Origin of the sequence: Cytobacillus sp. SAFR-174, assembly GCF_051964675.1 — a bacterium.
Taxonomy (GTDB): Bacteria; Bacillota; Bacilli; order Bacillales; family Cytobacillaceae; genus Cytobacillus.
In genome coordinates this window covers 151,442-172,351 of sequence record NZ_JBQCMZ010000001.1, presented here as the reverse complement: position 1 = coordinate 172,351, position 20,910 = coordinate 151,442, and the positions used below count along the sequence as shown (strand labels likewise).

At 39.6% G+C, this 20,910-nt stretch carries 22 protein-coding genes; 5 read left to right on the top strand and 17 right to left on the bottom strand.

Features of this window, described 5'->3' with window-relative positions:
- Positions 1-123: 123 nt before the first annotated feature.
- The 4 genes from ACTHRG_RS00895 to ACTHRG_RS00880 all read right to left on the bottom strand — a co-directional run bounded on the left by ACTHRG_RS00895 (position 124) and on the right by ACTHRG_RS00880 (position 1,831).
- The gene (locus ACTHRG_RS00895; protein ID WP_076261519.1) at positions 124-561 is read right to left on the bottom strand and encodes a YlbF family regulator; all 438 of its coding nucleotides are present in this window, start codon (positions 559-561) and stop codon (positions 124-126) included.
- A gap of 59 nt (positions 562-620) precedes the next feature.
- The gene (locus tag ACTHRG_RS00890) at positions 621-1,052 is read right to left on the bottom strand and encodes a hypothetical protein (protein ID WP_076261521.1); all 432 of its coding nucleotides are present in this window, start codon (positions 1,050-1,052) and stop codon (positions 621-623) included.
- Between the two features lie 116 nt (positions 1,053-1,168).
- Positions 1,169-1,411: a YlbE-like family protein gene (locus ACTHRG_RS00885; protein WP_048011183.1), complete on the bottom strand. Its 243-nt coding sequence runs from the start codon at positions 1,409-1,411 to the stop codon at positions 1,169-1,171.
- Positions 1,412-1,423: 12 nt separating this feature from the next.
- Positions 1,424-1,831: a YlbD family protein gene (locus ACTHRG_RS00880; RefSeq protein ID WP_076261523.1), complete on the bottom strand. Its 408-nt coding sequence runs from the start codon at positions 1,829-1,831 to the stop codon at positions 1,424-1,426.
- 159 nt (positions 1,832-1,990) lie between these two features.
- On the opposite strand from ACTHRG_RS00880, the gene ACTHRG_RS00875 reads away from it, so the two are divergent.
- Both ACTHRG_RS00875 and ACTHRG_RS00870 read left to right on the top strand, forming a co-directional pair.
- A complete protein-coding gene (locus ACTHRG_RS00875) occupies positions 1,991-2,488 on the top strand; it encodes a PaaI family thioesterase (protein WP_076261525.1) in 498 nt (165 codons plus the stop codon).
- A 14-nt stretch (positions 2,489-2,502) separates the two neighbouring features.
- A complete protein-coding gene (locus ACTHRG_RS00870) occupies positions 2,503-2,877 on the top strand; it encodes a hypothetical protein (protein ID WP_076261527.1) in 375 nt (124 codons plus the stop codon).
- A 12-nt stretch (positions 2,878-2,889) separates the two neighbouring features.
- Here the strand turns inward: ACTHRG_RS00870 and ACTHRG_RS00865 are convergent, their stop codons facing one another.
- The 3 genes from ACTHRG_RS00865 to ACTHRG_RS00855 all read right to left on the bottom strand — a co-directional run bounded on the left by ACTHRG_RS00865 (position 2,890) and on the right by ACTHRG_RS00855 (position 5,235).
- Complete coding sequence (locus ACTHRG_RS00865) at positions 2,890-3,957, bottom strand: CAP domain-containing protein (RefSeq protein ID WP_076261529.1); 1,068 nt, start codon at positions 3,955-3,957, stop codon at positions 2,890-2,892.
- Positions 3,958-4,158: 201 nt separating this feature from the next.
- On the bottom strand, positions 4,159-4,590 hold the full coding sequence (locus tag ACTHRG_RS00860; protein WP_076261531.1) for a CBS domain-containing protein: 432 nt from the start codon (positions 4,588-4,590) through the stop codon (positions 4,159-4,161).
- 3 nt (positions 4,591-4,593) lie between these two features.
- A complete protein-coding gene (locus tag ACTHRG_RS00855; protein WP_076261533.1) occupies positions 4,594-5,235 on the bottom strand; it encodes a CAP domain-containing protein in 642 nt (213 codons plus the stop codon).
- 235 nt (positions 5,236-5,470) lie between these two features.
- Here ACTHRG_RS00855 and ACTHRG_RS00850 point away from each other — a divergent pair, with 235 nt between their 5' ends.
- Positions 5,471-5,830 carry a YugN family protein gene (locus ACTHRG_RS00850; RefSeq protein ID WP_076261535.1) on the top strand — a complete coding sequence of 120 codons (360 nt, stop codon included), beginning with the start codon at positions 5,471-5,473 and terminating at the stop codon, positions 5,828-5,830.
- A gap of 90 nt (positions 5,831-5,920) precedes the next feature.
- On the opposite strand, the gene ACTHRG_RS00845 is transcribed toward ACTHRG_RS00850, so the two are convergent.
- A complete protein-coding gene (locus tag ACTHRG_RS00845) occupies positions 5,921-6,271 on the bottom strand; it encodes an Asp23/Gls24 family envelope stress response protein (RefSeq protein ID WP_076261537.1) in 351 nt (116 codons plus the stop codon).
- Between the two features lie 157 nt (positions 6,272-6,428).
- Between ACTHRG_RS00845 and ytvI the strand changes: the two genes are divergently transcribed.
- Positions 6,429-7,487, top strand: coding sequence for a sporulation integral membrane protein YtvI (gene ytvI / locus ACTHRG_RS00840; RefSeq protein ID WP_076261539.1), 1,059 nt, complete (start codon positions 6,429-6,431; stop codon positions 7,485-7,487).
- A gap of 72 nt (positions 7,488-7,559) precedes the next feature.
- On the opposite strand, the gene ACTHRG_RS00835 is transcribed toward ytvI, so the two are convergent.
- From ACTHRG_RS00835 to cyoE, 8 genes are all read right to left on the bottom strand, one after another.
- Positions 7,560-8,732 carry a GNAT family N-acetyltransferase gene (locus ACTHRG_RS00835; protein WP_440230432.1) on the bottom strand — a complete coding sequence of 391 codons (1,173 nt, stop codon included), beginning with the start codon at positions 8,730-8,732 and terminating at the stop codon, positions 7,560-7,562.
- A 133-nt stretch (positions 8,733-8,865) separates the two neighbouring features.
- Positions 8,866-9,333: a DUF420 domain-containing protein gene (locus ACTHRG_RS00830; protein WP_035328690.1), complete on the bottom strand. Its 468-nt coding sequence runs from the start codon at positions 9,331-9,333 to the stop codon at positions 8,866-8,868.
- Between the two features lie 229 nt (positions 9,334-9,562).
- Entirely contained in the window at positions 9,563-10,465 is a 903-nt protein-coding gene (ctaG, locus tag ACTHRG_RS00825) for a cytochrome c oxidase assembly factor CtaG (RefSeq protein WP_076261543.1), read from the bottom strand.
- 178 nt (positions 10,466-10,643) lie between these two features.
- The gene (gene ctaF, locus ACTHRG_RS00820) at positions 10,644-10,979 is read right to left on the bottom strand and encodes a cytochrome c oxidase subunit IVB (protein ID WP_076261545.1); all 336 of its coding nucleotides are present in this window, start codon (positions 10,977-10,979) and stop codon (positions 10,644-10,646) included.
- Between the two features lie 4 nt (positions 10,980-10,983).
- Positions 10,984-11,613, bottom strand: coding sequence for a cytochrome (ubi)quinol oxidase subunit III (locus ACTHRG_RS00815; protein ID WP_076261547.1), 630 nt, complete (start codon positions 11,611-11,613; stop codon positions 10,984-10,986).
- A complete protein-coding gene (gene ctaD, locus ACTHRG_RS00810; RefSeq protein ID WP_076261550.1) occupies positions 11,613-13,481 on the bottom strand; it encodes a cytochrome c oxidase subunit I in 1,869 nt (622 codons plus the stop codon). The genes ACTHRG_RS00815 and ctaD overlap by 1 nt, the downstream gene beginning before the upstream one ends.
- Positions 13,482-13,509: 28 nt before the next feature.
- Positions 13,510-14,586, bottom strand: coding sequence for a cytochrome c oxidase subunit II (coxB, locus tag ACTHRG_RS00805; RefSeq protein ID WP_076261553.1), 1,077 nt, complete (start codon positions 14,584-14,586; stop codon positions 13,510-13,512).
- Between the two features lie 111 nt (positions 14,587-14,697).
- Positions 14,698-15,636, bottom strand: coding sequence for a heme o synthase (gene cyoE / locus ACTHRG_RS00800; RefSeq protein WP_076261555.1), 939 nt, complete (start codon positions 15,634-15,636; stop codon positions 14,698-14,700).
- A gap of 632 nt (positions 15,637-16,268) precedes the next feature.
- On the opposite strand from cyoE, the gene ACTHRG_RS00795 reads away from it, so the two are divergent.
- Positions 16,269-17,246: a COX15/CtaA family protein gene (locus ACTHRG_RS00795; protein ID WP_076261557.1), complete on the top strand. Its 978-nt coding sequence runs from the start codon at positions 16,269-16,271 to the stop codon at positions 17,244-17,246.
- Between the two features lie 45 nt (positions 17,247-17,291).
- Here ACTHRG_RS00795 and pyc read toward each other — a convergent pair whose 3' ends face one another.
- Positions 17,292-20,732 (bottom strand): pyruvate carboxylase, encoded by a 3,441-nt coding sequence (gene pyc, locus ACTHRG_RS00790; RefSeq protein ID WP_076261560.1) that lies wholly within the window; start codon positions 20,730-20,732, stop codon positions 17,292-17,294.
- Positions 20,733-20,910: the final 178 nt, after the last annotated feature.

Below are 20,910 nucleotides of genomic sequence, written 5' to 3'. Positions count from 1 at the left end.
TAGCACAGAAAAATAACAGTTTTCAATGGGAAGGTTCAAACTGCATATTTTATTTAAAAAGAAAAAACCAGCATTAGCTGGTTTTTTGAACGCTGCCTCAGTGGACAGAGCACTTACTCTTGTCTAAGAACAGCCACAGCTGCCTCCAGAACCGCAGCCTCCTCCGCAGCTTGATTCAAAGAAAGGATTGCCGGTGGGAACTTTAATGTGTTCGGATACAGAACGTCCTATCAGCATGCTTACCTCATCCAGGAGAGTTTGCAGAGCGGTCTCTGCTCTTCTGAATTCCGCCACATGTATATCCATGTCCATGTCGCGCTTTAGCTCCCTAATAGACATCATCACCCTTTTATATTCTGGATGATATTTGCCAAATCGCTGAACTTCTTCATACAGTTCTTTCATTTTGATAAAATCCTGTATCTTCCTTTGAGTTTCGCGGCTGTTCTTTAATTTATATAAACTTTTGCGGTAATGTTCCGCTTCTTCAGATTCTGTAATCATCGCTGCAAGTTCGTCAGCTTTGTCCAAAATAGCCATTCTTTCTAATGTAGCAAGCAAAATAGCCCACCTCCGTTTCTTATTTTATCATGAAACGGTTTAAAGCTAAAGCAAGCAGACTAAGGAATCACCACAAGAAAATCTCTTTTCAAAGAAGCTTCAGCCCTGTCGCCTTTAACAAGTTCCAGTCCGATTCGATGTTTGCCTGAAGGAAGCCCCTTTATAATAAAAGCAGCTGAATGGATTTCATCCTTCTTCTTTCCGTTTACATACAGGATAATTTTGCCTTTTTCTTTGCTGCTTTGCTTTCTAAAGGACACATCCTGCACAATACATTCAATAAAAACGTCTTTTCCTTTTATTTGATGCCTTACAAAAAAGGGATCCCTGGCAGAGCTTTCCACACCCGAAACCGGCACCGGCTGTTCTGCTTTAACGGCATTCACAGCAGGATTGGCTTCCGCTTTTGTTTCGGGCTCAGGAATATCTTTCTGGCACGCTGCAAGAACAAAAATAACCAGCAATATAAAAAAGTATATTTGCCTTTTCATTATTTTACACTCCTTTAGGATGTCTTCCGTAACGCTCTAATAAAGTTAGTGTTTGCCCGGCTGCTTATTTTTACTCTATAACAAATAAAAAGCTTCCTCGTGTGCGAGAAAGCTTTCTAATTGGATTGAGAATTCATGGCCTGAAACATGCTCATCATCATGGAGGCCATTTGCACTCCATTCGTGAATTTTTCAACCTGATGTGGAATTGTTTTTTTATAATAGTGCAGTGCGGCCACTTCCAGAGATTGAATTTCGTTTGGATTTCTGCTCAATTTTCTATACCAATAAGGCTGCTCACGGATAAATTGCCTAAGATCCTGCTTTTGTTCAAGATACTCGACGATATCTTTTCTCATCTGATTAACCCCTTAATCCTTATTAAATGTAAAAGGGCTGCTTGGTTTAGTCATACTTGGCTTTGAGCCTCCCGATGGTTTCTGGCCGCCGCCTTGAAATTGCGAAATAACCCCCTGCACAGTTGAAAGTGCCTGGCTGAGATTAGTGATGTAACCCTGCATTTGATTCGCATCCATTTGCTTAAGGGTACCCATAATGCTGCCCATCCAGTCACTTTTTTTCTCTTCGGTCTTTTGTGTATTTTCTTTGTTTTCTCTATAAGAGTCCCACCTTGAATCTTCTTCCCCAAGCAAATACCAATCCTCATATAATTCCTGCCACGTTGCATTACCATCCCTGACTTCTTTGATGATCCGGGGATTCTGTTTAACAAACTCTTTAAACTTTTCAACAGAGGGATGAAGCTTCGTTTTGGACATAAAATATCACCTCGTTCTAATGCAAATGCCTATAATACCATATGAATATGAATGAAAAAGGTGAATATTTATATCTGCTTTATTGGTCCATTAAAATTCAAAAATTCAGCCATTAATGGTAATATATGAATGCAGAAAGATATTGAAAGGTGAATAATAATGAAAAGAGATCTTATGGAATTATTTGATCAGTGCACCAGGAATGCCACTGACGAAGAATTAACCGCATTAGAATCCCTGCTTTTAGGTTTTCATAAAAAACAAACCGGTCAAAACAGCTCTTATATTGGCGGACTGCTCCATATGGAACGGCATATAACTGAAGATGAATGCATACTGACAGTTCCTTTAAGTAAGATTGTCAATAATCCGCTCGGAATTCTCCATGGGGGAATAACCGCTACAATTATTGATTCTGCCATGGGAACACTTGCGGCTTCGCTTCTTCCTGAAGGTTTTGGCGCTGTTACGACACAGTTGAATATTCATTATCTTGCAGTCGGCAAAGGGGAATACGTAACATGCAGAGCGACAATTGACCATAAGGGAACAAAAAGCATGGTATTATCTGCAGATGTACTCCGTTCTGATGGAAGAAAAATTGCACAGGCAACAGGCAGCTTTTTTATCATTGAAAAGAAAAATGTAAATAATTAAAGGCAGGTGGAAAGATGGTCACCGCTATCGTTATTCCAATTATTTGCCTTTATTTTTATTGGCTGACAAAAAAGGAAATGCGGGAAGGCTATGAGAAGTGGGTGAGCCTTGCAGAGGTCCCCGAGGAAGCCATTATTTCAGGCGAAGTCGTCCATCTTAGCGATAGCAGACAGCGCTATAATTACAGCCGCTATGTACATGTTCTTGAACTGACCGTCCAAACAAAGAGCCTCAAGCATTCAAATATAAAAAAAATTACTCCTTTAATGACTAATGCTTCAATTCCTTCTGTCAAGATCGGTGATTCTGTCCACTTGTATGGAAATTGGAAAGATGACTATTTTCAGGTTGGCCGGATTCAGATTGCTAATAGTAAAAAAGAGCCTTAATTTAGGCTCTTTTCATTTTTTAGCTTCTCCATCAGCTTTTTTTATGAAATTTTGCGTATAATGCTTTTTATAAACTCCAACTCCAAGATGGGTAAACTCTTCTTTCAGCAGACTATCCCGATGGCCTTTGCTGTTAAGCCAGCCTTCAACAACAGCGGGAGCATCTGTATAATTTGCAGCTATGTTTTCCCCGGCCTCCTCATATGAGACCTCCGCAGCTTCAAGCCGGTCCGCCAAATCGCCGTAAGTTTTAGAAGTATGAGAAAAGTCTTTTGTTTCATACATATCTTTGCTATGAGCTAAAGCTGCCGCTGCAGTCGGATCATCCCATTTCAGCGGCTGTAAATGATGGCTGACTCTTATAACATTGGTAATGTCGAAAATTTGCTTCTCTTTCGCTCTCTCCACATCGTCTTCAAAAGCAGGAGAAGGCAATGGGGGCTCCAATAATTCACCACGGTAAACCATTTCATACGGGCGAAGCTTTATTAAAGTGGCTGCATCCATTAACCTCACGCTGGAAAGCGTCCCTGTAAATCTATCTATATTAAGCTGTGCATAGTATTCACCAACCATAACAAGCGGCCTTGTATTAAGGTCATCTTCAGATAACTCGAAACGGTATGAACTGTCTTTTACTTTAAGACTGAATTCTGTTTCAAAAAAGACGGATGAATATAATTCACCAATTGGCTGCCCTATTTTGAAAGGGTAAATGTCTGAATGTTCACCTGTCGCAAACAAACTAACCACTTTATTATTGCTGACGCCAGCCTGAATATACTCAGCGCCGCTTTTATTATATATCCACCAATCGTATCCATAAAAAGAGGGATCTATTCTGGACGGCTCTCCCAAACTTTCTTTAAGCTCCCCAGCTGATTTTCCCATTAGTGAGGCCACACCCTTTTCAGGGAACCCTGTATTGGAAGATAATTTATTTTCCTTATTATTTATATCCTTAATTGTATTTTCCTGACTGACAAGGATTTCCCCTTTTTCTTTACGCCCAATATCGATGTAAAAGCCTGCTGCCAGAAAAATGCAAATCAATACTAAAATTCGGAAAAGTGCTCGCAGAGAACCGTACCTCCCTTCTTTTACTCGCTGTATTTAAGGAAATTTAAAGTATAACATGCAGGCGTTCTGCTAAATGGAATCTAAATAAAATTATTGCATATATACTATTAATCATACCATTAGGTGTATTGTTTATCTATTATAAATAAGTTCCGTAACAGCATTTGCTGCAAAAAAAAAGAACACCCAGGTGGTGTCCTCTTAATGCTGTGCTTCAGATTCGTGTTTAGAAATATCAGTAAGGGCTTCTCCAGCCTGGTCATCTGTTAAATGACGCACGGCGAAGTCACCTAGTGAAACTATCCCAACAAGCTTGTCACCTTCCACAACAGGAAGCCTGCGAATCTGATGTTCTGCCATCAAACGGGCTGCTTCCCGAGCCTCTGTATCACTTGACACAGTTACTAAATGGCTGCTCATAATATCTTCTACTTTAGATGAAGCAGGGTGTTTTTCTGCCACACAGCGAAGAACAATATCCCGGTCGGTGATCATTCCGACGAGCTTATCACTATCCACAATCGGGATAGCACCTACGTTTAATTCTTTCATCTTAACTGCCACTTCATAAACATTGTCCAATAGTGAACAGCTTTCAACCTGGTCTGTCATAATATCGCGGATTTTTTCCATTTTTTATCCTCCTTCATTTTTTTCAACAATGAATATGGTCCAATAGTGACCGTGCAGGCCTCCTTGACAATATCCGGCACCGATATGGGTTGCCTTTTTGTTAAGAATATTTTCCCGGTGGACCGAGGAATTCATCCAGGCAGCAAAGATTTCATCAGCTGTTTTATAGCCCGCCCCGATATTCTCCTTAACGGTGAAAAATGAAATCTGCTGATTCCTTAACATTTCTGTAGGATTTCCATATGTAGGAGAATTATGTGAAACATATTGTAATTTCATCATATCCGAAGATTTTTTTTGGGCTTCAGCATTCAGCTGCAAATCTACAGACAACGGTTTTAGACTTAATTCCCTTCTTTTTTCGTTGGCGAGTCTCATAAGTTCATTTTCATTCTCACCCATATTTGGAAGAGCTATCTTCTTTCCATGGTCTGGAATGATAATCATTTCACCTGGAAAAATTAAATCAGGATTTTCTATCTGAGGATTGCTATTAATAATTTCCTTCAGATCTTTCTGAAATCTAAGGGCAATTTCCCAAAGAGTATCTTTTTGCTCAACTCTGTAATCTACAGCAGCACCTGCAGGCTGAGGTGTAAAGAATATTAGAAAAAATAAGATGCTGATGGCTTTGTATTTCTGCAATTGACGCTTCCCCTTTCACAGTTTTGCAGCTGCTCAGTTCCATTTGCTCAAGATATGCCAGACAGACGTTAAATATGGCATTTCAGCTAACGTTCTTTGACAGATGAATGTTTTCTTGCATGAATCCGTTGCAAGTTACGCTTTTTTCTACTATTATTAAATTTGAGATAAACTTGTTAAAATTATGCATGGATCCGTTCATCAGAACCATGGATTGTTTTCAGGAGGGACAATTATGAAATTTGAAAACACAGGTCTGGAAAATAATAAAGCAGACTTAACCCGCTTAGATGAAGTAATGCTTTCACACGGCCTTGTCCGTGAAGGGCAATGGGATTATGAAAGAGTTACATATGACCGTAAATTCGAATTAAAAGAAGGCGTTTTTTACCTTCGTGTATTTGGATATGCTGCTGAAGGAGATGTAGGAGCCCATAGAGCAACTATTCAGCTTATGACCCCGCTGCTAGGCAAACATTACTATCCGCACGGTGTAGAATACGGCGAAGGCGAAAGCTTCCCTAAATCATTAGTAAGCCAATGCGAAAAAATTCTTAGTGAAATTAAAGCTGAAATTGACCAATTTGCTGAGTAATTTTTGCTAAGATTACAGAATGTTTTTTCTGCATAAAAAGACGCATGAACATCATGCGTCTTTTTTATATCAACTTTGGACCCGCTAAATTTAATTTTCTGAAAGAGCGCTTCCTGCAGATATAATTTTTTGGACTGAGAGATCCACTCTTTTTACCTTCAGTCCTGTAAAATGGACAATCTCATCCTTGATTTCTTTCTGAATCCGGAGAGTTTCCTCCAAAATATTTTTTCCATTTACTATGTTAAGCTTAATTCTCAAATATACTTCAGTGTTCTTAAAAGTTATGGAGATTGGTTCTTCTTTTCTCTTAAAGAAAGTGAATCTTTCATGCTTAAGAGGAATAACATTTTTTCTTTCCTCCAGGCTGGATTCTACGATTGCGGAGATTATATCACTGGCTGCCTGAATCGTCTCGAAGTCAAGATGGGCGTTATGCATCTACCGTTCACTTCTTTCTTTACGATTTTTAATATACGGGCAATAATCTCTCAGCTTTAAACCGTTTAATTTTTTGTTTTTATAATATTTAATGCATACTATAATCAAAGTGTTACGGTCTTTTGATGGTTAACAAAATTGGGAAAGGGGACTTATTTTGTCTGCAATATTCACAAAACGTTTTTTATTAATATTGATTGCTGTAATTCTTATAACTGTCCTTTTTTATTTCATTTTGCCTGTTTCTGTTCCGCTGATTGTTGCATTTATTACTGCATTAATCCTGGAGCCAGTTGTGAAACTGCTGCAAAATAGAATAAAAATAAGCCGAAGAGTATCCGTGCTGATTACTTTTCTGGGATTTGTCCTCTTCATTGGCTTATCAGGTTACTTTATTACGACAAAAGTGATTACTGAAGCCATTAAACTTGTTGAAAATGCTCCTATGTACATTAATGAAATTACAAAAGCATGGCTCAGGGCAGAAGCGGACTTTTCCAATGCCGCCAAAGACCTTCCTAAAGACCTTGTTGATGAATTAAGCAACCAGATTCAATCCTTCTTGAATAAAACGAAGAATGACCTTGTCGCTTACGTAAATATAGATAGCTTAAAAGCACTTCTGACAAACATCCCGAATTATCTTGTCAGTTTCATCGTATATTTGATTGCCTTATTTTTGTTTTTAATAGATCTTCCGCGATTAAGGAAAGGCTTGTATAATCACCTTACAGAAAAAACAGCAGATAAAGTCAAGTTTATGACTTCACGGCTCTCTTATGTCGGGTTTGGCTTTTTCAAGGCTCAATTTCTTGTAAGTGTGATTATCTTTATCGTTTCACTGATTGGATTATTATTCATCAATCCAGAAATGGCATTGATCATGTCTATAATCATTTGGGTTATTGACTTTATCCCTATTATTGGCTCCATTGTCATTCTAGGCCCATGGGCATTGTTTCATCTGCTGACAGGAGATTTAGCTATGGGGACACAATTGGCAATTCTTGCAGCCGTCCTCTTAATTATCCGGAGGACAGTTGAGCCAAAGGTAATGGGCACCCATATAGGGCTATCTCCGCTTGCTACGCTAATAGCCATGTATCTAGGCCTGAAACTTATTGGAATACTGGGCTTCATCATTGGCCCATTACTGGTCATTGCCTTTAATTCCGCAAAAGAAGCAGGACTTATTAAGATGAATTTCAAAATATAAACTTAATAAAAAAATAAAAAAGCGTCCGCCTGGACGCTTTTTCTTTCCTGCAAACATCTCAACTTAGTTTCCTTAAAAAAAGTCATAGAAAAAGGACTTTTGCACAGGAATTTTTCCTTCAAGTATTTCTGCATCATTTCTTGGACCTTTAATTTCACCTAAATCATATAACTCCATTGGCCTCTTATAGCCAATTATAATCGCTGAAAGGGCATTGATAGACATATGAAGACCCCGTGCTGGAGGGTTAGTGCATTGGCTTCCTGCTTTCTCTTTAAACACCCTGACACCTTCGTCAGCAATTAGGTAACTTCCATTATTCCATGGTGCATGGTGATCCTCAATATGCAGAAAGACATTTTCACTATATTCATTGAAAGAATATTGGCCGAGACACTTTTCAGCATTGACGATTCTCCCCATAAAGTACGGAAAAACCTCCATTTTTAAATTAGGCTGATTCAGGTAATAAGGAAATGGATCGTGTACTGAAGTAATGATCTTTACTTCCTCAACCATCGAATCATGCTGACAGATAAAATTCCATAAGTTCAATCTGGCTTCCTGATATAAAGCTGCGAATTCTTCGATATCCATTCTATTGTCTTTTACCTTAAATAATATATAGCCCTGTCCTTCACCTGATTCGTTAAAATACACCGCAATCTGGTAATCAGAATACACAAAGTTTTCCCACCAGTATGTGTCTCTTACAAGCCCTCCTGAATAACGCTGCATATATTCTTTATAAATCTTTTCGATGGTTAATGTGTGCTGGTTCTTAGTAAATCGCTTAATGGTCCCTGAAGATTTTCCCGTCATTTTTAAATCTATTTTCTTAATATGCGTTTTCTTATATTCAGTGAATATCTCCCATCCGTATTTTCGATAGAAAGAAATATCAAATGGATGCAAAAATGAAAATAGCTGATCCTTATTATTCATCTCGGCTAAAGCGTGCTTGATCAGACTGCTTACATGCCCCCTTCTTCTGAATTCCGGATATGTTGCCACACCAGCAACACCTCCCATATCCCATTCAAAGCCATTAATATGAACTTTCAGGGGGATGATGTGAAGTTTGGCAGCCAAACTTTCCCCTTCCCAGATACCAAAAATGGCATGATTTTTTAAACGTTCCATCCTGGCCGGGATGTCAGCTTCAGGCACATTATACTGGAAGGCATACATGGAAAGCTTCATGGCCTCAATATATTCATTCTCTGTTAATTTACTTACCGACACAAAATTCACTCCCAATTAAATATCATTCATAAATATTCGCCATATACTTATTAAGTCCTTTTAATTAAGAAGTGGATAATTTTTTGGGCATAAAAAAAATACCGCTAAACAGCCAGCGGCATCTCATAACCTGTTACGTACCCAGGATTGCTTTTATAACTGATGTGGTTTCTCCTCCATGGTAGAAAACATACAGCAGCAGATAGACTGCAACACCTGTTATGCCAGTAAAAAACCAGACCACACTGGTTATCGGTCCCAATTTCCTATGTGCTGCCACTTTATTTTTATAGCCCGTATATAACGAGATAATTCCTAAAACTGCCCCAACAGTTGCCAGGGTAATATGGAAAATTAAGAAAATCGTATAATAAATTTTTATATCATCAGGGCCGCCAAATGCAGTATTCCCAATAAAAACAGTTCTGCTGGCATAAATGATAAAGAAAATAACAGCAAACACAGCAGCCAAAGTCATTGTTTTCTTATGAGCCTCAAGCTTTTTTTTGCTGATTTGTACCCAACCAATCGCAACCGTTATTGCACTTAATACAATAAAGGTCGTGCTTATGGTAGGGAGTATAGGTAATGAGTATTCCATAAATTATTCCTCTCTCCACTATCAGTTTAAAATTCATCTTCACGGTATTATTTATCACAAGGTTCATTTTATTAAAGTGTACTATATTTTTCAACAAACTGTATGAGCTTTTAATAAAAGTTCCTTAAATGTTCAATATTTGTTTCATTCCATGTGATCATGATCATTGCAATATACATTTTTTACTTTTTCAAAAAAATAAACTCCAGCCTCTGACTGGAGTTATTTTTTATTTTACTAAATGCGGATTTAATAATGCTTCTTCTTCTGAAGGCGTAATTTCCTGTTCTTTTTTGTACCAAGCATAGAAGATTTGCGCAAGAATAAAGCCATATACAATTTCCTGGATAATCTTCATGATGACCCCGCCAAGCTGCTGATCGTGTATAAGAGACATTGAATTGAACATTTCCGGCCCGCTAAGATTCAGGCTTGCCAGTGTCGCAGAAGGAACACATAACTGAAGGGCCTGTGCCCATGCATTTGGATCAGAATATGTGCTGTACATTGGAGTATCTGCAAAAATGATCAGAGCACATGCAGGAGTCAATAAAACACCATTTGCAAAAATATATCCTACCTTTTTCAAGCCGTCCAGTGACTCCATTTCAGGAAGCTCATTAATAGTCGGCCACCACATAAAGATTGCCAGAAGAAACAGGCCAGATGTATATACAGTATGAAACATCATATCCGTTTTTACCACGTCAAAAACATCTGGTATGTGGTATATAGAAAATACTCCATTAAACAGAATAATGGCGATTAATGGCTTTGTAAAAATACTGAATACAGGTTTAATAGCTTTGTGATTAATCACTCTTCTCCACACCCACTGAGGGGTTCCCATGACTACAAGGGGAGGAACAACTAAATACAGGATAGCCATCTGTATCATATGGGCATAAAACATTAAATGGCCCATCAGGTCCAGCGGAGAGCCTTTGATCGCATACAACACAATCATAGCGACTGTAAAATACCCACCCTGCCTTTTAGTTAATGGCTCACTATCTTTGAACTTTCCACGATACTTTACTGTTAACATAAAGTATCCTGCAAGAATCAGTGCTACAAATAAAAAGAAATATGGACTCCAAAGTGCACGGAAACCGAATATTTCCAAAGACATGCTATCACCTCATTAAATATTGCTCAATCGGCCTTAAACGTTTCCAATACTAAGCGATATTGACAAGTACTATTATACTCTCTTCAGTCTGCAATCTCAATAAATCGGAAATTGGGTATTTGCAAATACTTCATTACATAAAAAGAAAATCGGCCAACAGCCGATTTTCTTTTTGAACTTACCACCAAATAACAGTCAAGAAAGTAATGATAGTGATAAATCCGACAAATGCTCCTGAGTATAAGAACAAAGACGGTGCTTCATGACCTTTGTGGCTCATATGCATGAAATAATATAATTGGAAGATTACTTGCACAAGAGCAAGAATCAGGATGAACGGCACTATAAACCATCCGGAGAAACCTTCATAACCTGCTGCTACGAACGCAACAATTGTCAGGAAGATCATTAGTGCAAATGTGATAACTTGATGTCTCATCTCTTCTGCACTTTTTTTGCGTCTATATTCAATGTCTACTCTTGGGTTACCTGAGTTTGGTTGTTGATTGGCCATCAGTTTATCCCACCATTCCCATTAAATATACTACTGTAAAGATGAAAACCCAAACAACGTCGATAAAGTGCCAGTATAGGCTGGCTACATAAAACTTAGGAGCATTGTAAAGGTTCAATCCTCTTTTGCTGTTGCGGATCATCAAAGTAGTGATCCATAATAAACCGAATGCCACGTGAGCACCATGGAATCCAACTAACGTGTAGAAGGCTGAACCAAAGGCACTGCTTGTAAAGCTATGATGGAATTCATGTACATAGTGATTGAACTCGTAAATTTCCAAACCAAGGAATCCAAGTCCAAGCAAAACAGTAATTCCAAGCCATAGCTGCATTTTTTTGAAGTTGAAGTTCTTCATGTGATACATAGCATATACGCTTGTGAGCGAGCTTGTTAATAGCAGCATTGTCATAATAAATGCCAATGGAATTTCAAACAAGTCTTTCGCAAGAGCCATGTCACTGCTAGGAACTTTGTCTTTTAAAGCAAGGTAAGTGGCGAATAGGGAGGCGAATAAAACCGTCTCTCCCCCAAGGAAAAACCAGAAACCTAAGAATTTGTTCTTGGCTTCGAGGGTTTGCTTTTCAGGCGAAGCAGGCCATGTTTCATAAGTCATTTTTTGTTCAGTAGCCATTATGCCTTAACCCCCTTATCATTATTGTCTTCCAAATCTTCTTTATGAATGTGGTATCCATGATCATCCTTGACAGAACGAACAAACATGGAGCCTAGAGTAATAAGCATACCCACAATTAGTACTGGAATACCCCAGCTGTGTTCTTCGTGATACATTGCACCAAATGCAGCAACAAATAGTCCGAAAGAAATCACAAAAGGAATGAACGAGTTGTTTGGCATATGGATGTCACCTAGCGGCTCTGCAGGCGACATGCCTTTTTTGCCTTCCATTTTTTCAAGCCAGTATGCATCAAGGCCGCGAATCAGCGGAAGCTGCTTGAAGTTATAGAATGGAGGCGGTGAAGGAATGGCCCACTCTAAAGTACGGCCGTCTCCCCAAGGATCATTGCCAACTTTTTCATTTTTAACGCTGGTAATAACAACATTTATTAACAAGATGATTACTGCAGCTGCCATGAAGAAAGCACCAACAGTACTTACCATATTCGACGTTTCAAATCCCTGTCCAGGAAGGTACGTGAAGATACGGCGCGGCATTCCCCAAAGTCCAAGGAAATGCTGGATAAAGAATGTTAAATGGAATCCAATAAAGAATAATACGAACGTAATTTTTCCAAGGAATTCGTTTAACATTGTACCGAACATTTTAGGCCAGTAAAGGTGAGCACCCGCAAATAGTGCAAACACAACACCGCCGACAATAACATAATGGAAGTGGGCCACTACAAAGTAGCTGTCATGGTACTGGTAATCCTGTGCAGCAGACGCCAGCATAACACCAGTAACACCTCCGGCTACGAATGAAGGAATAAAGGCAATAGCCCAAAGCATCGGTGTTGTGAAAGTGATGCTTCCTCCCCACATTGTAAATAGCCAGTTAAAGATTTTAATACCGGTCGGTACTGCAATTGCCATTGTTGCAACAGCAAAGATCGCGTTTGCAATCGGCCCCATACCAGTTGTAAACATATGGTGAGCCCATACCATGAATCCTAAGAAACCAATAAGAACCGTTGCGAATACCATTGAAGAGTATCCGAAAAGGCGCTTTCTTGAAAAAATCGCAAAAATCTCGGAGAAAATACCGAAAGCCGGCAATACCAAGATGTAAACTTCAGGGTGTCCAAAAATCCAGAAGAAATGCTCCCAGATAATTGTGTTACCGCCCATAGCAGGATCAAAGAAGTTAGATCCAAACATACGGTCGAAAATTAACAGGAATAGTCCTACTGTTAAAGCAGGGAATGCAAATAAAATCAATGCTGATGTAACAAATGTAGCCCAAGTGAACATAGGCATACGCATGTATGTCATACCAGGGGCACGCATGTTAATGATGGTAACAAGGAAGTTGATCCCCCCGATTAACGTACCCGCACCTGATATCTGCAGTCCAAGTGCATAGAAATCGATTCCATGCCCTTCAGAAGCAATTGATAGAGATGCATAAGAAGTCCATCCGGCATCAGGAGCTCCTCCTAAGAACCATGACAGATTCAAGAAAACTCCACCAAAGAAAAACAGCCAGAATCCTAAAGAATTCAAGAATGGGAATGCAACGTCACGCGCACCAATCTGAAGTGGCATAACAGCATTCATAAAAGCAAAAATCAGTGGCATAGCCGCCAAGAAGATCATCGTTGTACCGTGCATAGTTAAAATTTCATTATACAATCCGGCACTTACAAAGTCATTATTTGGTACTGCAAGCTGGATACGGATGAACATAGCTTCCAATCCGCCAAGCAAGAAGAAAAATCCGCCAGCTATAAGATAAAGGATTGCGATTTTTTTATGGTCAACTGTAGTTAAGTAATCCCATAAAACCGCTCCGAAACCTTTTTTTTGTGCTAAGGTACTCACAATTTTACCTCCCTTTTCAAAAAATCCCCTATTGTTCCATAACTTTCAAGCCCATTAAATATTCTGTCAGGGCATCAAGCTCTTCTTCAGATAATTCACCATAAGTACCTGTCATTTTATTGCCAGGTTTGAATGTTTCCGGATCTCTTAACCAATCCTTAAGATCTTCTTCAGTATGATCAAGGACACCGGCAATACGGTCACGATCACCGAAGTTTGTTAAGTTAGGAGCTAAACGGGCTGCTTCAGGAGCAGTGTTTGCCGGAGTTACAGCATGACAGCCGATACAGCTGTTATTGAAGACTTCCTGACCATCTTGAGCCAGATCTGTCTCTGCCTTTTTAGGTTCTTTTACTTCTGCCATCGCAGTTGCCCATTGATCGAACTCATCACGTGGAACCGCTTTAACTTTGAAATCCATTAATGCATGGGAAGGACCGCAAAGCTCAGCACATTTTCCATAAAAGTAATTGTCCGCATCAGCAGCCTTTTCACTGTCAAACTTCAGCCAGAACTTATTCACGTTGTCCGTGTTCGTATCCAGCTTACCGCCTACAGCAGGAATCCAGAAGGAGTGCTTAACATCAGAAGCAATAAGATTGAAATAAACTTTTTCATCCGTTGGCACAACTAATTCCTGGCCAGTGATAATTTCCTGGTTTGGATACTCAAATTCCCACCAGTATAAGTTTGCACGCACATTAACGACAAGTGCATCTGTTTTACCTTCTTCATTCTTCTTTTCCATTGGGCCTACATCAGCAAGCTTAAAGGTAGCTGAAACTGTCGGTACAGCAAGAATAAGAAGCAAAAGAATAGGAATAACAGTCCAAATGATTTCCAGTTTGTGGCTTCCTTCAACTTGTTTTGGAATTCTGTCGTCCTTGCGGCGGAATTTAAAAACAACAATAAAGAAGATTACTGTTACGACCGCAATTACTCCTACCATTATTACAGTACTTAACACCATCAAATCAAATTGTGTCTGCGCCACTTCGCCGGCAGGTTTTAGCGTAGATAAATACGGTTTGCCGGAGCAAGCGGAAAGAATGAGCGCCATCATTGCAAACAGAGAAAAAAGACGCCACTTTGCAAGCCTTTTCATAGCTTAATCAAACCCCTCTTTCGTAAAGATTTCATTTTTTGAATTGTTTGATCAAAAAATATGGATAAATCCCCTCTCGTTATTAACGAAAGAAGGAATTTCCTAACTAAGTTAAATAAGTGTGATAATTACCATGGCTACAAACATGATGGTCAGATATTGCAGGGAGTATACAAACATTAATGTAGCCCATTTAATATCATCATTAAACTTCCTTGCATATAACCCAGTCATTAACCAGCCGATGTTTAAAACCTCAGCAAGTATTATGAATGGCAATCCAAGTGATGGCATAAGAAACGGCAGCGGTAATAATGCTGCAATCCAGATATAAATATGCCATTTAGTGGTTTTAAATCCTTTTACTACTGGGAGCATCGGAACTCCCGCAGCCCGGTATTCCTCTACCCTTCTCATTGCCAGTGCATAAAAATGAGGAGGTTGCCAGATAAACACAATAGCGAACAGCATCCAAGCCATAGGATCAAGATTACCATCTGCAGCGGCCCACCCAATCAGCGGGGGAACTGCCCCTGAAATGCTGCCTGCAATCGTATTGGAAACAAACCTGCGTTTTGACCACATTGTATATAAGACAACATAGCTGAAAACACCAATTAATCCAATTACAACTGCTGTTGCTGTTGTAAACATTAAAAAGGCCGTACCAAGGCCAATAAGCAGAAAACTCAAAAGTGCAACCTTGCCTGGGTTCACTTTCCCAGTAACAGTTGGCCTCCCTTTTGTCCTTTCCATTAATGGATCAATGTCGCGGTCAATATAATTATTTAAGCTGCAGGAGCCCGCAATAATCAATGAGGAGCCGATTACTGTATAAAGAACCAGATCCAGATTATTGAAAAATCCTTTTCCTGAGAAATGCAGTGCAAGCCAAAGACCGGTGAAGGTTGTAATCAGATTGGAATTTACAATGCCAATTTTGATAAGAGCAAGGAAGTCTTTCCAAACTGTTGTCTCAGGTATATCTTGTTGAAGGCTTCGCTCTCTGTTCTCGATAGAAGCATCACTCAAAGCCCGTGAGTCAGACATATCTTTTCCTCCTTAATTCCTTATCGCGAACATTACACCTACTATAAAGTATAAATGCACTGAAAGCCATATTCACGATAAAAAACGAGGGGTGAACCCTGGATGAATAATAACCATACTAATAGTTTTCTACCATTAATAATGTATTTAAACTGTTTACTATCTAAATGAATCTAAACCATTTCTCTGTATATTAAATCACACTTTAAAACTCTTTTGTGAATTTTTTTAGAATAATTTATGACTAATTTGTGTCAAAGTCTAAATTCACTTAAAGAAAGGGTTTATTTTTGAGATAATAAAACTGTTTCAGAAAACTAAGAAGGAATAATATACTCACTTTTATGTATTTTGGCTTACTTTCCGCGACAGGGGACATCCATTTTATACCCCCTTTATATTTCTAGCAAACTCTATTATAAGTTTCAACCTTTTTTACTGTAATTAACTTTATAATTTTTATAACTGTTGTAAAAAGCTTTTTATTCCTGTACTATCGAAAAAGTAAATGGACGCACATTCATATATGGCTTTTTATAGAATCTTTGTTAAGATAGATAATGGACAAATACGCAGTAAATCAATTATGACACTAATATTAAACCTAGAATATTTAAAGAAGGTGAAAGGCTTTGCAACGATCTTTAAAATGGCTTGCTGTTCTTACATCAATCGGCATGCTTTTGGTTTTGCTGGGCGGTGCCCTGGTAACGAAAACGGAATCAGGAATGGGGTGCGGGAAATCGTGGCCTCTTTGCAATGGCGAGTTAGTTCCCACCGATATTACTCCTGAACTGATTATTGAACTGGCACATAGACTGGTTTCAGGCGCTATCGGATTTATGGTTCTTATATTATCGATTTGGACATGGAGAAAAATAGGACATATTAGAGAGACAAAGTTTTTAGCGCTGACTTCGCTTTTTTTCCTTATCCTGCAGGCTTTAATAGGCGCTGCCGCAGTAGTCTGGGGGCAATCTGATTTTGTGCTCGCCCTTCATTTCGGGATATCTTTAATATCATTTGCTGCTGTACTGCTCCTGACTTTACTTATTTTTGAAGTTGATAAAAAATTCGAGGCAGAAAAGCTTATTATCGATAAAAGAATGAGGAAACATATTATTGGAGTTTCTTTATACAGCTATGCGGTTGTTTACACCGGCGCACTTGTGCGTCATGTAAATGCCAGCCTTGTATGCCGTGACTGGCCGCTTTGTATAAATGGATCTTCCGCACTTCCGGCTAATATGTACGAATGGGTGCAAATGGGGCACCGGGCTGCCGCGGGATTAATTTTCATATGGATTGGTTACATTACCTATCTGGCCATTAAACATTACAAGAACCAGAAGGTAATTTACTGGGGCTGGATTATTTCATTTATCTTAGTATCACTCCAGGTTGCCGCTGGAGCATTGGTTGTTTTAACCAGACTTAACTTGTATATAGCTCTTGCACACGCCTTCTTTATTTCCTGCTTATTTGGAGTACTAAGCTATTTTATCCTCCTGTCTTCACGAAGCAGAAAAAATGAGCTTGCTGTTTCAGCAGTTAAGGAAAAAGACAAAAGTGATGAATCTGCTATCCCTACTTTTACTTCCATTCCATAAATACACTAAACAAAAGAGCTTCGGCAAATGCCGAAGCTCTTTTGTTTATTTTAACAACTCTATCAGAAGGTCTCCAGTTTGAATTGCTTCACCATTTGAGACGAAAATATCCTTTACAGTTCCAGAGAATGGTGCCTGTACAGTAGTTTCCATCTTCATAGCCTCTGTAATCATTAAGTGATCGCCTTTTTCGACTTTTTCACCTTTTTCTACAAGTAACTTGATGACAGTTCCCGGCATGCTGGCTGCAATATGGCTTTCATTGTGCGGATCAGCTTTTGCCTTCGCTGCGGCTGTAGCTTTTATGCTTTCGTCTTTTATGCTTACTTCACGCGGCTGGCCATTTAGCTCGAAATACACAATTCTTGTGCCGTCGGCTTGAGGCTGCCCTATCGAAACCAATTTAACTATTAATGTTTTACCTGTTTCAATTTCAATTTCCACTTCCTCACCAAGTCTTAGACCATACAGGAATGTAGGGGTATCAAGAACAGAAATATCACCAAATTGATCGCAGGTCTTAATATAATCCATAAATACTTTTGGATAAAGTGCATAGGCAATTGCGTCAAAGCTTGTAACCTGCCTGCCCAATTCTTTAAAGAGTTTTTCTTTTAAAGCATCGAAGTCTACATCTTCAAGAAGCTCTCCCGGTCGGACTGTGATTGGCTCCCTGTCTTTCAATATGACCTTTTGCAGTTCAGCCGGGAATCCACCATATGGCTGTCCCAGGTAGCCTTCAAACAGCTCTACAACTGAGTCTGGAAAATCCAGTGATTTCCCTTTATTCAAAACATCCTGTTCTGTCAGCTGATTCTGGACCATAAATAACGCCATATCACCAACGACCTTGGATGAAGGTGTAACTTTAACAATATCACCAAACATTTGATTCACACGGGAATACATGTCCTTAACTTCATCCCACTTATCCCCCAGGCCTACTGCTTTAGCCTGCTGCTGAAGATTACTGTATTGTCCGCCAGGCATCTCATGCTGATAGACTTCTGAATGAGGAGCTTTCATCCCGCTTTCGAAGTCCTGGTAATATTTGCGCACATCTTCCCAATAGTAAGATAATTGCTCGAGCGACTGGATATCAATTTTTGGCTGTCTGTCATTTCCCTGCAGCGCGTAATAGAGAGAGTTCGCACTTGGCTGGGATGTTAAGCCTGCCATTGTGCTCAGGGCCGTATCCACAATATCCACTCCAGCTTCAATAGCCTTTGCATATGTGTAAATTCCATTTCCGCTTGTATCATGGGTATGAAGATGAATTGGAATGTCAACAGTTTCTTTCAATTCAGAAATAAGAGTATATGCTGATTGCGGCTTCAATAAACCAGCCATATCTTTGATGGCCAGTATATGTGCTCCCTGATTTTCCAGTTCCTTTGCCAAGTCTTTATAGTATTTAAGATTGTATTTCGTTCTGGCAGGATCCAGAATATCACCTGTATAGCACATAGCGGCTTCAGCAATTTTCCCAGTCTGGCGCACAGCATCAATTGCGACTTCCATCCCTTTAACCCAGTTAAGGCTATCGAAAATCCGGAATACATCGATGCCTGCGTAGGCCGATTTTTCTACGAACTCTCTTATTACATTATCCGGGTAGTTTTTATACCCGACTGCATTCGAAGCACGAAGAAGCATCTGGAATAAAACATTTGGCATTTTTTCCCGTAATGTCAGTAATCTATCCCAAGGATCTTCTTTCAGGAATCTGTAAGCAACATCAAAAGTTGCACCGCCCCACATCTCAAACGAAAACATATCGGGAAGCAATTTTGCTGTCGGCTCTGCTATATGCTTCAGGTCATTAGTTCTTACCCGCGTCGCGAGCAGAGATTGATGCGCATCACGGAAGGTAGTATCCGTAATCAGGACTTCTTTTTGTTCTTTTATCCATTTAACCAGCCCTTCAGGACCTTGATTATCTAAAATTTGCTTAGTTCCATCCTGGTAATCTGTACTGTATTTTAATCTCGGTACTCGAGGCTCTTCAAATACCGGACGCTTCTTCTTTTCAATTCCCGGAAATCCATTTACCGTTACATTCCCGATATAATTCAGCATCTTCGTCCCGCGGTCTTTCTTTTTCGGGAATAGGAATAGCTCAGGAGTTTCATCAATAAATGATGTATCATACTCACCGATTAAGAATTTCTCATGTTTTACAACATTCTCAAGGAAAGGAATATTTGTTTTAATACCCCTGATACGAAACTCCTGAAGGTTCCTCACCATTTTTGATGCTGCCTGCTGGAATGTCATTGCGTGCGTTGAGAGTTTAACAAGCAGCGAATCATAATAAGGAGTGATTACTGCACCCTGAAAACCATTTCCCGCATCGAGCCTCACACCGAAACCGCCGCCTGATCTGTATGCCATTAACCTGCCAGTATCGGGCATGAAATTATTTAGAGGGTCCTCTGTTGTAACACGGGATTGAATGGCATAACCATGTACATGAATATCTTCCTGTTTTGGAACACCAACTTCTTTGCTGTGCAGCGAGTAGCCTTCAGCCACCATGATTTGCGTTTGTACAATATCGACACCTGTTACCATTTCGGTGATCGTATGCTCAACTTGCACACGCGGATTTACTTCTATGAAATAAAACTGGTCACCTGAAACCAGGAATTCCACAGTTCCTGCATTTAAATAATCTACATTCTTCATCAGGTTGACAGCAGCCTGGCATATCTCGTCTCTCAAACTCTCCGGGAGTGAGACGCAAGGAGCAACTTCAACAACCTTCTGGTGGCGCCTTTGGACTGAACAATCTCTTTCATACAGGTGAACAATATTTCCTTCATGGTCACCGATGATTTGAACTTCGATGTGCTTTGGTCTTTCTATAAATCTTTCAACATAAACCTCATCATTCCCAAAAGCTGCTTTTGCCTCTGATTTGGCACGCTCATAGGATTCCTTTACTTCTTCAAGGTTCCTTACGATGCGCATGCCTCTTCCGCCGCCGCCAAGTGAAGCTTTAATGATAATTGGGAAGCCATGATTTTTACCAAAGCTAATTACTTCGTCCAGGCTTTCTACTGGACCATCACTGCCGGGTATAACCGGAATTTCTGCAAGCTGGGCTTGAGTTCTTGCCTTAACTTTATCTCCAAACATATCCAGATGCTTTGAAGTCGGACCGATAAATATGATGCCTTCTTCCTCGCACCGTTTTGCGAATTCAATATTTTCAGATAGAAATCCGTAGCCAGGATGAACGGCATCAACATCACTGCTTTTTGCTATATCAATGATTCCTTCAATGTCAAGATAGGCATCAATTGGTTTTTTGCCCTCCCCTACCAGATAAGCTTCATCCGCTTTATAGCGGTGGTAGGAACCGGAATCTTCTTTCGAATAGATAGCTACCGTGCGAATATCCAGCTCTGTGCAGGCGCGGAAAACACGAATGGCAATTTCTCCTCTGTTGGCTACTAATACCTTGTTAATTCTTCTGCTCAAACAAAACACCCCGTCTTTATGTATTTTTTGGCAATATTCTGCCAAATCTAAGTTGAGGCCGGGCGGGTATTCCGTTAACCGGCCATAATAACTTTGATTGGCATCCCCCTGATGGAAGCAATTATGTAATCAGCATCTGCTGATTGATATATAAATAAAGCACTGTGAAGTTATCTGT